Annotated in this window: 17 protein-coding genes; all 17 read right to left on the bottom strand. The window is 43.2% G+C overall.

Annotated features, from left to right (window positions below; all coding sequences use genetic code 11):
- Positions 1 to 27 precede the first annotated feature (27 nt).
- Complete coding sequence (locus tag HMPREF2926_RS06500; RefSeq protein WP_061591062.1) at positions 28 to 930, bottom strand: carbohydrate kinase family protein; 903 nt, start codon at positions 928 to 930, stop codon at positions 28 to 30.
- A gap of 83 nt (positions 931 to 1013) precedes the next feature.
- The gene (locus HMPREF2926_RS06495) at positions 1014 to 1766 is read right to left on the bottom strand and encodes an SDR family oxidoreductase (protein WP_070586982.1); all 753 of its coding nucleotides are present in this window, start codon (positions 1764 to 1766) and stop codon (positions 1014 to 1016) included.
- Positions 1767 to 1770: 4 nt separating this feature from the next.
- On the bottom strand, positions 1771 to 2601 hold the full coding sequence (locus tag HMPREF2926_RS06490) for an energy-coupling factor transporter transmembrane component T family protein (protein WP_070586981.1): 831 nt from the start codon (positions 2599 to 2601) through the stop codon (positions 1771 to 1773).
- Complete coding sequence (locus HMPREF2926_RS06485; protein WP_070586979.1) at positions 2573 to 4276, bottom strand: ABC transporter ATP-binding protein; 1704 nt, start codon at positions 4274 to 4276, stop codon at positions 2573 to 2575. Before HMPREF2926_RS06485 ends, HMPREF2926_RS06490 begins: the two co-directional genes overlap by 29 nt.
- A complete protein-coding gene (locus HMPREF2926_RS06480; RefSeq protein WP_070586978.1) occupies positions 4277 to 5050 on the bottom strand; it encodes a nucleoside phosphorylase in 774 nt (257 codons plus the stop codon). It abuts the gene before it with no gap.
- Between the two features lie 157 nt (positions 5051 to 5207).
- Positions 5208 to 6113 carry a DUF4299 family protein gene (locus HMPREF2926_RS06475; protein ID WP_070586976.1) on the bottom strand — a complete coding sequence of 302 codons (906 nt, stop codon included), beginning with the start codon at positions 6111 to 6113 and terminating at the stop codon, positions 5208 to 5210.
- 99 nt (positions 6114 to 6212) lie between these two features.
- Complete coding sequence (locus HMPREF2926_RS06470; protein ID WP_070586972.1) at positions 6213 to 7196, bottom strand: oxygen-dependent tRNA uridine(34) hydroxylase TrhO; 984 nt, start codon at positions 7194 to 7196, stop codon at positions 6213 to 6215.
- A gap of 139 nt (positions 7197 to 7335) precedes the next feature.
- The gene (locus tag HMPREF2926_RS06465) at positions 7336 to 7827 is read right to left on the bottom strand and encodes a DUF6773 family protein (protein WP_070586970.1); all 492 of its coding nucleotides are present in this window, start codon (positions 7825 to 7827) and stop codon (positions 7336 to 7338) included.
- A gap of 10 nt (positions 7828 to 7837) precedes the next feature.
- On the bottom strand, positions 7838 to 8320 hold the full coding sequence (locus HMPREF2926_RS06460) for a DUF6773 family protein (RefSeq protein ID WP_003008473.1): 483 nt from the start codon (positions 8318 to 8320) through the stop codon (positions 7838 to 7840).
- Positions 8321 to 8348: 28 nt separating this feature from the next.
- Entirely contained in the window at positions 8349 to 8543 is a 195-nt protein-coding gene (locus HMPREF2926_RS06455; RefSeq protein WP_003005328.1) for a helix-turn-helix transcriptional regulator, read from the bottom strand.
- 295 nt (positions 8544 to 8838) lie between these two features.
- On the bottom strand, positions 8839 to 9390 hold the full coding sequence (locus HMPREF2926_RS06450) for an ECF-type riboflavin transporter substrate-binding protein (RefSeq protein ID WP_049472837.1): 552 nt from the start codon (positions 9388 to 9390) through the stop codon (positions 8839 to 8841).
- A gap of 14 nt (positions 9391 to 9404) precedes the next feature.
- Complete coding sequence (locus HMPREF2926_RS06445) at positions 9405 to 10253, bottom strand: SAM hydrolase/SAM-dependent halogenase family protein (RefSeq protein ID WP_031572973.1); 849 nt, start codon at positions 10251 to 10253, stop codon at positions 9405 to 9407.
- Entirely contained in the window at positions 10243 to 10839 is a 597-nt protein-coding gene (locus HMPREF2926_RS06440) for an MptD family putative ECF transporter S component (protein ID WP_070586969.1), read from the bottom strand. Before HMPREF2926_RS06440 ends, HMPREF2926_RS06445 begins: the two co-directional genes overlap by 11 nt.
- Before the next feature lie 12 nt (positions 10840 to 10851).
- On the bottom strand, positions 10852 to 11544 hold the full coding sequence (locus HMPREF2926_RS06435; RefSeq protein WP_003008487.1) for a methionine ABC transporter permease: 693 nt from the start codon (positions 11542 to 11544) through the stop codon (positions 10852 to 10854).
- A complete protein-coding gene (locus HMPREF2926_RS06430) occupies positions 11541 to 12608 on the bottom strand; it encodes a methionine ABC transporter ATP-binding protein (protein WP_070586967.1) in 1068 nt (355 codons plus the stop codon). Before HMPREF2926_RS06430 ends, HMPREF2926_RS06435 begins: the two co-directional genes overlap by 4 nt.
- Entirely contained in the window at positions 12601 to 13974 is a 1374-nt protein-coding gene (locus HMPREF2926_RS06425) for a M20/M25/M40 family metallo-hydrolase (protein ID WP_070586966.1), read from the bottom strand. The genes HMPREF2926_RS06430 and HMPREF2926_RS06425 overlap by 8 nt, the downstream gene beginning before the upstream one ends.
- 72 nt (positions 13975 to 14046) lie before the next feature.
- A complete protein-coding gene (locus HMPREF2926_RS06420; protein WP_049492388.1) occupies positions 14047 to 14910 on the bottom strand; it encodes a MetQ/NlpA family ABC transporter substrate-binding protein in 864 nt (287 codons plus the stop codon).
- Positions 14911 to 14915 lie beyond the last annotated feature (5 nt).

Genomic DNA, 14915 nt, shown 5'->3' with positions numbered 1-14915 from the left:
TTACCGATTTCTGTCCCACTCTCTTTTTTATTTTTGTTTCAATTCTGTTCGTAGGGCTTCTTGCTGCTCTTTTGTCAGATGAACGCCCTTACTTGCAACAATCTGACTAGAGACTTTGTTGGCAAATCTTAAAGCTTGCGCGATATCTAAGCCTTCTAAACGAGCGGATATGAAGGCACCCACATGGCTATCTCCAGCGCCTACTGTATCGACAACTTCTGTTGGAAAACCGTCTGCCTCATACCAGTTGCCATCATAGGCAACCGCTCCGTTTTCACCCAAGGTGACAATGACTAATTGTCCCGTTCTTTGATACAAGTGTTCGATGGCTGGCTGGATCTCTCTACACCCTGAAAAAGCCAGTGCTTCAGCCTCATTTACATGGAGAATTGGATGCAGATCATAAATTGCTTCCAGTCGATCCTTTGGAATCAAGAGTCCGCGTGGCCCAGGTGCGAAAATCACCTGGCCCTCTAGTTGTGAAACAGACTGGACCAATGCCAGACCGGTTGGCTCCTCGACTTCAAGGCCACATAAGTAGATGTAATCAAACCGATCTGTCTCGATCTCTTTTAGCCACTCTGCTTGGAAGCTATACTCCACTCCGTGGTCCGATAAGAAGGTCCTCTCACCATCAGACTCTACAAAGCAGTAACAGCAACCATTGGCCCCTTCTAATGAGATGTTAGAGGAAATCCCTAATTGTTTCAACTCTCTCCGAATAAAATCACCATATATTCCAGAACCGACTGGCGAGACAAACTGGTAGGGTTGCGACAAAAAATGAAGGATATTAACGACATTAAAGGCACAACCTCCCACAGACCATTGCTGGTGATCAATATGGGCATCTCCTTCACGACTCGGCAAACGATCCAAGTAAATCATCACATCACAAACTGTAGAACCAATAATTAACGCAGCTGTCATCTTTTTCTCCTTACTTTGCCTTCTATTATACCAGAGGAAAGATAAAAAACAACCAACCCCTTGTGGAGTGGTTGCTTCTCTTTTTAATCACGATAAACGGGTTGAGGGCCAAAGGTTTGGGAAACCGGCATGATTTCAATCCGGTTGACATTGACATGCTTGGGCTGTTGGATCAACCAAGCTACTGTGTTGGCAATGTCTTCAGGCTGAATGGCATGGGCATCTCGATAAATGGCTTCTACCCGTTTTTCGTCTCCTTTAAAGCGAACAGAAGAGAACTCCGTTCCTTCGCAAAGACCGGGTTCAATATTGCTGACACGAATCTTCTTGCCAGCTAGATCCGCCCGAAGATTGAGGGAGAATTGCTTGACAAAAGCCTTGGATGCCCCGTAAACATTGGCCCCTGGATAAGGCACAGTTCCTGCTGTAGAGCCCAAATTGATAATATAGCCATCATTTCGTTCCACCATCTGGGGCAAGATTTTCCTTGTCAGATAGGTCAAACCAACAATATTGGTCTGAATCATGGTCAGCCAGTCTGCGACCTCTGCTTCATAAGCTGGGGCGAGGCCTAGAGCCAAGCCAGCATTATTGACCAAAACATCCACTCTCTCCCAAGCTTTGGGCAAACTGGCAAGTTCGCGATCTACCTGAGAAAGATCCGTCACATCCATTTGCAGGGGATAAAAGGCTTCTCCCAACTCTTCTTGAAGGGCCTGTAATTTATCGATGCGTCTAGCTGACCCGATCACACGGTATCCATCTGCTACTAAGCGACGGCAAATCGCTTGACCAAAGCCAGCTGAAGCTCCTGTTACTAAAATCGTTTCTGACATGTCATTACCTCCATGGATTGTAAAAACGTCCCTGATTGACAAAGATCAGGACAATACTCAAAACCAGAACAGCCAAGGCTGATAGAATCATCCCATAATCTTTCATTTCCATGGCTTGATGAGAATACCAGGTCCGCTTTTTATTTTTACCAAAGCGACGTAATTCCATAGCCGTAGAAATGCTGTCAATCCGCTCAAGTGAGCTAAAGATTAAGGGAGAGATGATTTGCAAATTGCCTTTGATCCGCTTGATCAGCTTGGCCTTTTTGGACAACTCCACCCCTCTGGCTTCCTGAGACAATTTAATCGTTTGATATTCTTCTTGTACGTCAGGAATGTAACGCAGAGTCAAGCTAACAGAATAGGCAATCTTGTAGGATACGCCAATTTGGTTGAGGCTTGAAGCAAACTGACTAGGATGGGTCGTCATCAAAAAAATCAAGGCTAGAGGTATGGTACAGACATACTTAAGAGCTAGATTAAAAAGATAAAAGAGTTCCTGCAAGGTGATACTATAGGAGCCCCACCCCTTCATCAGTACTGTCTTTGCCCCGTAAATCTCTACACCATACTGGGGGGCAAAGAGATAGACCATGACAACATTTAACAGTGCAAAAACAAAAGCAAATGCAAGTACAAATGAAATATCTCGAAATCGAATACGAGCTGTAGAGAATAAAAGCAAGGCGCCCACACCAATTCCTAGAAGGAGCCGGGTATCATAACTCAACATGGCCGCAAGAGATACAAAAAGAAGAAAGAGTAACTTACTCGCACCTGAAAGACGATGAAGAAAACTCGTCCCCTCATGGTAGCCGACTAATCGATGCTTCATGACCTGCTCCTTTCTGTTGCATATAAAACTGCGTTAGCGCCAAGGGATCCATTCCTAATCGATTGGCTAAGGCAAAAATCGAAGTCTCTTTTAGATTAGCCTCTTGTAAAATATCCGGATGAGTGAACAGCTCTGCAGGTGAGAGATCTGCTAGAATTTGCCCATCTGATACTACAAGTGCACGATCAGAATAATCCAACATCAGTTGCATATCATGGGTAATCATGACAATGGTATGACCTTTTTCTTGCAAGCTATCTAGAAATTCCATGATTTCAGTGTAATTGCGCTGGTCCTGACCTGCTGTCGGCTCGTCCAAGACCAAAATTTCTGGTCCTAAAACTAGTATAGAGGCGATGGTCACCCGTTTCTTTTGCCCATATGAGAGAGCAGAAATCGGCCATTTACGAAACTCATAGAGACCACAAGTTTTCAGCACTTGATAGACACGCTCTTTGATATCTTCTTCCGATACCCCCCGCAAGCGCAAACCTAGAGCGACTTCGTCAAAAATCATATTGGTCGAAATCATTTGATTGGGGTTTTGCAGGACATAGCCGACTCGCTCAGCCCGTTCCTTGACACTCTCCTGCTTGATATCTTCGCCTCTAGAGGTGTATTGCCCTTCTGTGGTAATGAAGCCACAGATGGCTTTCGCAAGAGTTGATTTTCCTGCCCCATTCTTCCCGACAATCGCTAAGCGCTGCCCTTTCGGAATCGTGAGGGATATATCTTTTAAGATCGGATGATCCTTTTGATAAGCAAAGGAAATCTGCTCCAACTTCAATAGTTCTTCTGCTTCACCCGTTTTAGTAAAGGTCGCTTCTGGAATGGAACGATTCACACCAGTAAGCTCGATATCTTCTAGACGATCTAGATGCTCCAATTGATCGATATCCTGCCCTAGCTGGCGAAGAGTTGTTAAATACAGAGGTTCTCGAATCCCATTTTCAGCCAGCAGTGTCGTTCTCAACAACTCATCGGGTCGACCATTAAAGAGAACTTGTCCTTGATTGATCAAGATAACCCGATCGACAGGACGGTAGAGTACATCCTCTAAACGGTGTTCGATAATAATAGTGGTCGTCCCCTGTTCTTCATGAATCTGATCAATCAGATCAATAATATCCTGACCCGACTTGGGATCTAGATTAGCCAGTGGCTCATCGAAGAGCAGGATCGGACTTTCGTCAATCAGAACACCTGCTAAGCTCACTCGCTGTTTTTGCCCACCGGACAAATCTTGTGGCCGATGATCCAAGAGCTTCATCAAATCCAAGCGTTCTGCCCAACTCCGCACACGCTCTTTCATCGTTCCCAGATCCACCATGTCATTTTCAAGAGCAAAAGCCAAGTCTTCTGCAACACTCAAACCGATAAACTGGCCATCTGTATCTTGCAAAACCGTACTGACCAAGTGAGATTTCTCATAAATACTGAGATCAAAGGCTTCTTTCCCCTGAATGAGGAATTGCCCACTACTGGTTCCCTTATAGATATTGGGGATAATCCCATTTAGACACTGGCCAATCGTTGATTTTCCAGAACCAGATGGCCCAACAATCAGAACCTTTTCCCCCTTATAAATGGTTAAGTTGAGATTTTTCAAGGTTGGTTCAGACTGTGCCTTGTATTGGAAGGAAAAATCCTTCAGTTCAATCATTGCTTCTTTCATTTAGTTTGCCTTTTCCCAAAAGAGCGCAAATTGGATGGCTAACTCCGCGATTCGATCCTTGCTATCTAAATCCTCATGACTAGATAAGTTTCGGATATCCCATTTTTCTTCCGAGAGGTGGTCTGCTGCGTAGAAGAAATGGCAGAGCTCAAAGCCCCTATAAGCTGCTAAGGCTGCCACTGCCGAACATTCCATATCCACACAGATGGCTCCTGCTTCCTTTCGTCGCTTCATCTTGTCGATGGTTTCCCTGTACGGTGCATCTGTCGTCCACACTTTTCCTGACTGATAGGAAACCTTGTGGCTGTCCAGAAAGGCTTGGAAGAGAGGAAGGGTTTTCTTGTTTACTTCCACTTCATCACTAGCCGGAAGATAGTGGTAACTAGTCCCCTCGTCGCGAAGAGCAGCTGTTGGAATGATGATGGAGGTTGCTTCGATATCACGGTCTAAAACCCCACAGGTCCCAAAGAGCACCAGTTTTTCCATCCCAAATTGAATCAGGTCCTCTATAATCCCCACACAGGAAGCAGCCCCAACTGGTGCATTAAAGGCACCAATCTGTTGGTCTCCAATAGTGATCCCATAGACCACGACTTCAAAATTAGCCATAGAGGTTCTTGCAATGACCTCATGGTCATAATTCTCAAGGAGGCGCGCAAAAGTTACTCTTGAAAAGCAAGAGATGACTACTTTGGGAAATCCTTCAATTGGTTCGTGTAAGTCTTGTGGATTGATAATCGCCTGTCGATTGGCATCAAATTCTTCTAACAGCATTTCGTGCACCTCTTTCATTCTACTTCTAGGCCCCTATTATACCACAATTAGCCTAGTCATTGGTTTTTGATCAAAGGAATGGCATAAAAAAGAACTGCTCCCAGACGTTAGATTTTTCGGATCAAACGTCGGAGGGACAGTTCACTATGATATTTTTTTACTTGTTCTCCAATTGCGCTAATTCTAGCAAGCGTTCTTTGGATAATTTTTTAATTTCAATTTGACTAGCATCTAGCAGCTGATATTCATCTGGCTCTAGCGCTTCTATAAGTTTCTTCAGAGCAAGAGAACCAATTGGATGGTAGTTTTCTGGCTTATCCGGATCTCCATCGATCGCAACCAAAAGAACTTGCCAATCAATGATACCCGCTAAGCCCACAATTTCTACATATTCTGCAGGAACATGTGGCACGCTTGGCAAGACCGTATCCGTATCTTCTGTCAAGCTATAGCTAGCTAAAAATGCTCCTGTCTCCTCCTGTTGATAAAAACGGACTTGACTGAAATAAGCTGCACTATATTGAATCTTCTTGATAAAGGCAGAGTAGGCTTCTAGTGGATGGACATGGTTCAAGACTTCCTGCACTGTATCCCGATCCAAATAGACTGGATGAGCGAAGCCTTGTACTTCAAACTCTTTTAGATCTTTTTCTTTCGTCACATTACCCAGCGTTTCTAGGATGACGACTTCATAATCAAAATGGAAAACAGAATCTGGAGTATAGCTCACGCCGTCACTGGCCACAATCTCCGTTCCTAATACTTCTGCGAGGCGACTAAGCCATCGAAGGGCCAACTGCCAATCTTCTTCTATCGCAAAAGAGGGCACCTGAATCTGATAAGACTCTTCCTCATCAAAATAGCGTAACTGCAGAGGAAGACCGCTCTTACCAAATACGATACAGTTCAAGCCTTCAAAATCATTTAAGGGACGATGAAGGGTGGCAGGATCATAGTTGTAAGTTGTTAACCCTTCAACTAATTTAAGAACTTCCTGTGCTGCGAGTACTTTCTGATAGCCAAATAAGCTCTTTTTATTTTTGATTGAAAACACGATACTCATTTGTTTTCTCCTTTGTGAAATCGCTTACCTAAAGTATAGCACAATTTTCAATCAATTTCCATATAAAAACAGCCTGAGCTTTCAGACTGTTTGTTTCCATTATGCAGGTGCTCCATCAAGCGTCTCACCGATAACGGCCAAACGCTCAGCAACCTCTGCTTGTGACAAGTTGTGTTCTTCAACATAACGATTGCGAGGGTGAACCCGGCACTCATGTGAGCAGCCACGGAGATACTTGTCTTCGTTTTCTTCTGAGGTCAAGATGCGACGGTTACAGAAAGGATTTCCACAGTTGACATAGCGTTCGCATGGTGTTCCATCAAACCAGTCTTTTCCGACAACGCTTGGATCGACATGGTTGACATCGACTGCAATCCGCTCGTCAAAGACGTACATTTTCCCATCCCACAGTTCGCCTTGAACTTCTGGGTCTTTCCCGTAAGTGGCGATTCCGCCATGCAATTGACCGACATCTTTGTAGCCTTCACGCACCATCCAGCCTGAGAATTTCTCACAGCGGACTCCACCAGTACAGTAGACGACAACACGCTTGTCCATGAATTTTTCCTTGTTATCACGAACCCATTGTGGCAATTCACGGAAGTTGCGGATGTCAGGACGAATAGCGCCACGGAAGTGACCAAGATCGTACTCGTAGTCATTCCGAGTATCAAGGACAACGGTATCTTCGTCGAGAAGAGCTTCTTTAAACTCTTTTGGTGACAAGTAAGCACCTGTTGTTTCAAGAGGATTGATGTCATTATCGAAATTATCATCTTCTAAACCAAGGTGGACAATCTCTTTCTTATAACGTACAAACATCTTCTTGAAAGCTTGCTCTTCTTCCTCATCAATCTTGAACCAGAGGTCTTCCATACCTGGAAGGCTGTGAACGTAGTCCATGTATTTTTGTGTTGTTTCGTAGTCACCAGAAACAGTTCCATTGATTCCTTCGTCAGCGACTAGGATACGTCCTTTGAGGCCGATTGATTTACAGAAGGCCAAGTGGTCGGCTGCAAATTGTTCTGCATTTTCGATGGGAACATATTTATAGTAAAGTAATACACGAATAGGTTTTGCCATGTCATTCTCTTTTCTAAGATTAAATTATCAGAATTTTTCATTCAACTATACCAGTATACTCTCCCAAGAAAACGAATGCAATTTATTTGACTGAAAAATAAAAGCCTGGTTTCCCAGACTTTTACACGACGAAACCAAGTTACTCTTCTTTTTCCAATTGATCCAGATAGGCTTCATAGCGTTTTTTCTCTACTTTTGCAAGGAGCATTACAAGGGTATTCATCCCCCATACAATCGGAAGATTCAGGAGAAATGTGATAGGAAGCACCAGCAAAAATTTTGAATGGAAGGGATTGGACTGATAGACAGCTTGGTTTAATTGAAAATTTTGAGCCCAGATGAACAAGGAGAGAATAGAGGTTACTGCTACAATTCCCGTCACATTTAGATAGCTATAACTGATAAATCTCACACCCAATCGTTGACAACGCACCGAATAATATAATCCTGAGACGATGAGTAAGGCTACCACCATGATTGGACTGAGCCCCACCTTAGATGTAAAAATGGATCCTACACTAAAAACAGTTAAGGCAAGGAAAAGAAAAACAGCCATCTCAGCACCAGCCTTATGAGCTAAGCCTTCTTCTCGTTCATCTATGATTTGTTTGTTCAGCAATTGTAATCTCATCTCTTCCTCCTTATTCTTCATCCTCTAATTCTGCCTCGATCTTCTCTTGTTTTTTCCGATTGATAAGAGCAAGTGGTTTTTCAAGCAGATCTGTCAGGATGGCAAAGACGAGAATTTCTAATAGAATTTTGACCAGATACTTTGGACTCAAGATAAAGCTCATTGCTTCTCTCTTTCCAATCACATCCATAGCTGTCACAAGCACAGCAAAGAATAGACCTGACCCAAGGCGACTCAACCAGCTATCTTTTTCTAACATATCTCGGATATCAATCCCTGAACTGATCCTTCTCACAAAGGCATAGGCTCCCATGGCAATCAGAAGGAACATCTCAGGGAGATAAGCGACTAGGTCTAAGTCCAGGATACTGGATTTCACAAAGGCAGATAGGGCAATAAAGCAGGTCATACCAAGGACAAGTTCTCCTGCGATTTTTCCATCAAGTAGCATGGTCCGTTCATCTTTTACAATTGGTTCTTTCTTTTGTTTCATATTCTTCCTCTTTCTATTATTAAAACTGTTACTCCCAGAACAGTTGATCCAGCGTCTTATCCAAGGTCTTACAGATGGCAAGGCAAAGACTGAGGGTTGGGTTATACTTTCCCGCCTCAATCAGACCGATGGTCTGGCGCGTCACTCCAATGGCATCTGCAAGATCCCCCTGGGTCATGTCATGCTCGACCCGGGCCATTTTTAATTTGAGATTTTTCGCCACAGGCTTTTCCTTTCTTATTTTTATAGCTCTATTATACACTATATTTTCTATTTTGCAATATATATCTTACATTTTGTAAAAAATATTTTTGATAAAACAAAAAAGAGGCTGGGGACAAAAATCCTAGCCTCTCAATTATTTTTGGATTGTTGAGCAAGACGCAGTGGGTGAGTGGGCTCTACTACGCTGATTTCATCAGTTTTTACAGCCCTACTCAACTGTGCGGAGGTGGGACGACGAAATCGAATTCTAACGAATTACCGATTTCTGTCCCACTCTCTTATCTTCTGTACATTTAATCTTTGGTCAAACTTCCATCTTTTGTTTGAGTCCGTGCATAAGCGATCAAGAGAAGAGAACCTGCAACAGCCACTGTTAATGCATTAAAAGAACCCGCAACAACACCTTGTAGGAAGACTTTATTGGCACTTTCCTTGTAGATCAAGACATCTCCAACCGGAGCAATCAAGCCCCAGATCACAAGGTTGGATACGATTTGAACGATGTTAAAGACAATTAATTCTTTCTTTGTCACTTCTCCTTTGAATTCACCGATTTGTTTGCGGAAGAAACCAACAAAAAGTCCAAACAAACCACTTGAAATGATCCAAGTCCACCAAAGACCACCTGACATAGCGTCCTTAATGGCATGACCAATCAAGCCGATTAAGAAGCCAACAATTGGGCCAAAGACCACACTAAAGAGGGCCTGAAGGGCATATTGCAACTGAATGCTCGTATTCGGTGCAGGTGCAGGGATTTGCAACATAGCAATCACGACAAAGAGGGCTGCTCCAACCCCAATAGCTACAACATCTTTAATTGAAAATAATGATTTCTGTTTCATTCTGATATCTCCTATTAATTTTCCATTTTTCTAATCTCGATATGCCAAGAAGCCCCAACTCCTACATTATAGGCCTTGGCAAAGGATCCCTGGTTGATGGCAAGACCAACACGGTAAAGGGAATTGATATAAAGGATTGGCTGTCCAATTCGCACATCGGCGAAAGACTTGCCGTAGGTTACTTGGTTTTGATAAACCAGCATGTCATTGTTATAGATGGTCACTTCAAAACGTTCCCCAAATTCGGGTGACAAATGATTGAACTCTTCCCGAGTAATGGAAGTCCAAAGAGAACCAAAGCGCACATCTAGAATGTCAACTGCACCTTTAACAAGATTGTCCTCAAGAACTGTCTCAACCACTGGGATTTCCACAATATGTTCGACACTGAGTTCTGGTCCGACTTCTTCAAAACTAATATGGCCACTGGCCAACTTAGCTCCTGTATAGGCGTAGACATCACGGCCATGGAAGGTATAAGAAAACTCTGTATTGGCTCGACGATTCTTCACCTCTGAAATCTCACGGATAGCAACAATCCCTACATGTTTCTTGATAAAAGAGAGAGTTCCATTATCCGGAGTGACAATGTATTGATTTTTAGCCGTTTTAGCTACCACACTCTTTCGTTTGGAACCGACACCAGGATCGACCACTGAAACAAAGGTTGTCCCTTCTGGCCAGTAATCTACTGTCTGAAAGAGACGGTAACTCCCTTCAAAAATATTGTAGGGGGTAATATCATGAGTTAAGTGGTGAATTTTAAGGGTTGGTGATTCTTCTAAGGCAACCCCAATCATAGCGGATACTGCTCCATCCACCAAACCAAAGTCTGACTGAAGAACTAGTAAATTATTGTGCATCTTTATCTCCTTTTTTGGCCAATAATGGAAGAAGGATGTTCGATAGTCCCCATCCTAATCCAGCACCCAGTATGACCGTGAGGACAAACCAAGTGATGGTCGCTAGATCTGGTGATACCATCACCCGATTGACATAGTCTATCGATTTACCACGATCCAGTAACGACATGCGGTAACTGGCTGGATAGAACCACATCATAAGAATGGGCCCTGTCGTCGCAAAGGCAAAAATGACAAAAGACAAGGCATTTCGTAAATTCGAGCGAAAACGACCACTTGAGGCGACCATCTCCGCAAAACTTCCGGCGATCAAGGCTGGAATAAAGGCACCTGCGCCGTGACGTGAAAGGAGAAAGAAGGATCCGATCACGCAGCCAACTATAAAGATAGATCCAACTCCTTTTATTTTTTCTAGATAATAGCGGTAGATCGTCCCGCCAAACAGGGCTGAAAAGGCAGGAGCATAAAACATATTTCCTTGATGATCGACCAGATTTCCAACTAAGACCCCCAGTCCAATCGCAAGAAAATAGAGGAAAGTGAGGGCTCCAACTTGTTTTATTTGATTCACATTTATTCTATTCATTGGATACTGATCCTAACGGTGGCTAATTTTCTTCGAAAGGAAGTCCCCGATAAATTGGACCAGAACGATCAGAATCAGGATCAATAAGGTCGCCACAAAGATGACATCATTGTTAAACATGTTTTTCCCGTAGTTGATGGCCAAGGTTCCTAATCCTCCAGCACCAACGGCACCCGCCATGGCGGTTTCTCCAATCAAGGAAATGATGGTCACTGTTGTTACACGGATCAAATCAGGAAGCCCTTCACGAAGGTAGACACCAACAATATCCCAGAAGGTTGCCCCACTGGCTTGTGCTGCTTCAATCACGCCTCCATCCAACTCGGACAAGACTACTTGGACTTGGCGGGCAAAGAATGGAAAGACAGCCAAAGACAGCGGAACAAGGGCTGCTGTAGGACCGATGGTATTTTTCAAGAGCAAGTAGGTCAAAGGATTAATAAAGGCCAACAAGATAATGAAAGGAATGGCGCGGAACAAGGAAGTAATCTTATCCAAAATTTGGAAAACGATTCTATTTTCGATGACACCACCTGGACGGGTCAAGACTAACAAAAGCCCTGTCACCAAACCTAAAAATCCACCAATAATGAAGGAAATAACGGTCATGTAAAGAGTCAAGTAAATAGCGGTTCCCCATCCATACTGGCCAGACCACCCTAATTTATAGACATTTGGTAAATATGTTTGAATTAACTGGATCATGCTTTTCTCCCATCTTTCACAATAGTCACGGAAACTCCTGCATTTTCTAACTCAGCTTTGGCCGTTTCCAGATTTTGATTTTCACCTGATAAGATGACCACCAATTCTCCAACAGGCGTGTTATCAAGGATCTCGATGTTCCCAAATAAAATGTTGGCAGATACTTGGTACTGCTTGTAAATATCATTGATGATGGCTGTATCTGTCACAGAACCTGCATACTTGAGATGCGCCAAAATCGAATCATCAGGTAAGTTCTTCACAATCGCTTGTTGATTGATTTTCACCATGGCTTCATCGATTCCTGTTGCAACGGTGATAAAGTCTTGCGTCAAGGCATTTTTCGGATTCGAGAAGATATCTAAAACAGACCCTTCTTCAATCAGTTCGCCATTTTGCATGACAGCTACCCGGTTGGCAATATCTTTGACAATTTGCATCTCATGGGTGATCAAGACAATGGTTAAACCAAGTTTTTTGTTTAACTCTTGCAACAAAGCTAGAATTTGTTTGGTCGTCTTTGGATCCAAGGCTGAAGTTGACTCATCTGAGATCAAAATTTTTGGATCGTTGGCAAGGGCACGCGCAATCGCTACCCGCTGCTTTTGACCACCAGACAATTGTGCTGGGTAATTCTCTGCACGGTCAGCTAGACCAACCAATTCCAACAATTTCGCCACTTTCTCATTCTTTTGTTCTTTGTTTAATTTAGAATGTTTAAGAGCAAAGGCTACATTTTCTGCGACGGTCATTTGAGCCATCAAGTTGAAGTGTTGGAAGATCATCCCGATATCCCGACGTTTCTCTCGAAGAGCAGCCGGTTTTAAGGTCACCCGATCTTGGTAAATCACATCCCCATCCACAGTGATGGTTCCGGCACTTGGAACTTGTAAGAGATTGATCACCCGAACCAAGGTCGATTTCCCGGCTCCAGAATAACCTACAATCCCATAGATATCACCTTCATTGATATGAATGGTCACATCTTTGACGGCTTGGATCTGACGTTTCTTTTGCTGGAAGGTCACATCAATGTGGTCCAGCTGAATCATTGCTTTACTCATAACTTGCTATTAACTCCTTTATCAATTCAATATGGGTGTAATAATCGGCGATTTTCACATTTTCATCGCCCCCATGGTCCCGGCTATTGGCATTCCCAATTCCAAAGGCTGCCATCGGCACCTGCAAAGCCTCAAATACCGTATGCATGGGCCCTGTTCCCGCTGTTGTTGGAAGAACAGAAACTCCTTCTCTATAGAAGTCTTTGGCCAGCCGAATGACATTTAAAATCGATGGGGCACTCATATCACTTCGGTAACTCATTTCACCGAGAGTATAGACCAATTCGACCTGATCATAGCCATTTTTCCTCAATTGCTGCTTGATCTTTTCTAAGACATCCTTGGGATCCAGTCCAGGAACCAAACGCACCTCCATCTTGGCACGTGCCTCTGCCGGAAGAATCGTTTTAACACCTTGTCCTTGGTAACCAGAGCCAAAACCTTCAATATTCAGGGCTGGTTCAAAATAGAAACGGCGCAGGAATTCTTTTCGATCTTCCTTCAAGATTGGGAGGGTTAGACCATAGGTTTCCGCTACATCTTCTGGCCCTTTGTTGGCATATTGCTCGATCAAAGCTAGCTCGCGTTCATTGGGTTCTTGGATCTGATCATAAATCCCATCCACTAAGATTCGGCCTTCTTTGTCACGAAGACTGGCGATGGCATTTAACAAATACCAAGAAGCAGAATCTACCACACCGCCATAGCTAGAATGAATATCCACTTCTGCACTTTTCACCACCATATCAAAGGTGACGATCCCCTTGCTACCACCAGAAATTTCCAACTGACCCTGATTATTTCGGGTACCTTGTTCCCAGACTAAGAGGTCTGCCCCACGCAAGTGTTTCTTGTGTTTGGCCAAGTATTTATCCAAGTCCGTCGATGCAGACTCCTCTGCCCCTTCGATGATAAAGGTGATATTGACTGGCAAATCGCCACTTTCACGAATGTATTTTCGAAGAGCTGTGAGACGAGCCGTGATATGCCCCTTGTCATCATCAACCCCTCGACCGTACATGGTTCCATAATGAACCGATAAGGTAAAGGGGTCTCCCGTCCAAGGTTGGTCTCCATCCGCTGGTACTGTATCATAGTGGTTATAAAAGATGATGGTTTTTGCGTCTGGATTTGGGGAGAAAAATTTGGCAATCACAAAAGGGGCTGTGTAGCTATCATCAACTTCGACTTTGGCTCCTGCAGCTGTAAAAATTTCCCCCAAATAGTTGGCCACTTCCTTGAGACCTACTTGTTGAGCAAAAATGGATTTTTTTGAAATCAAGGTTCGCAACACTTCAAAATAGTGTTGTGCGACCTCATCATTTTCAAATTTACGGATTTGTTCCGCTTCTGTTGCAAAAGGCATGCATTCCTCCTAATACACGATAAGAGGTAGAGAATTGCTTCTCCACCTCCTTCATACACTTGAGATCAAATCTTAGAAGACTGGTTGGTCCATTCCTTCTGAAGATTCTTCGATCACTTTCTTCACATTGTCTTTGTGATAGGCTTTGATGATTTCTTTGATTGCTTTTGCTTTATCAGATTTTTCCCAATCTTTCTTAGCAGCGATCACGTTGTACCATTGTTTTGAGTTGTTGTCTTTCTTTTCAACATAGATAGCTTTTTTGAAATCAACGCCTGCTTCACGAACGAAGGTATTGTTGATGACTGCAGCATCTACTGATGGAAGAGCAGATGGTGTTTGTGAAGCATCCAATTCAGAAATCTTCAAATCTTTTGAATTTTCTTTGATGTTTGACACGTTTGCCAATTGACCATCCTTAGTATCCAATTTAATCAAACCAGCTGATTGCAAGACATACAAGGCACGGCTTTCATTTGTTGGGTCATTTGGTACAGCGATTGTTCCACCTTTAGGAATTTCTTTAATTGAAGTGTATTTGTTTTTACCGTTTTCTGTACCAGAGTAAAGACGGATTGGAGCGATGTACGTATCTGCTACTGCAACAAGGGCATTGTCGTTTTTAGAGTTCCAGTTATCAAGGAAGTTGTAGTGTTGGAAAGCATTGATATCCACGCTACCATCTTTTACAGCCACGTTTGGTTGTGAGTAATCTGTAAATTGGGTGAATTCCAATTTGATTCCTGTTTTAGCGTCATCCAAGTTCTTTTGAACTTGATCCCAACGAGCTTTTTCAGTGTCGCTCAAAGTCATAACACCCACTTTTACAGTTGTTTCACCATCTTTGCTAGATGATTTTGAAGAACCACATGCTGCAAGAGCAAATGTTGCAATAGCTGCAAGAGCTGTTAAACCAAGAATTTTTTTCAATTTCATTTTGA

The sequence above is a fragment of the Streptococcus sp. HMSC078D09 genome, assembly GCF_001813675.1.
Classification (GTDB): Bacteria; Bacillota; Bacilli; order Lactobacillales; family Streptococcaceae; genus Streptococcus.
This window is presented reverse-complemented; position numbering and strand designations above follow the sequence as displayed.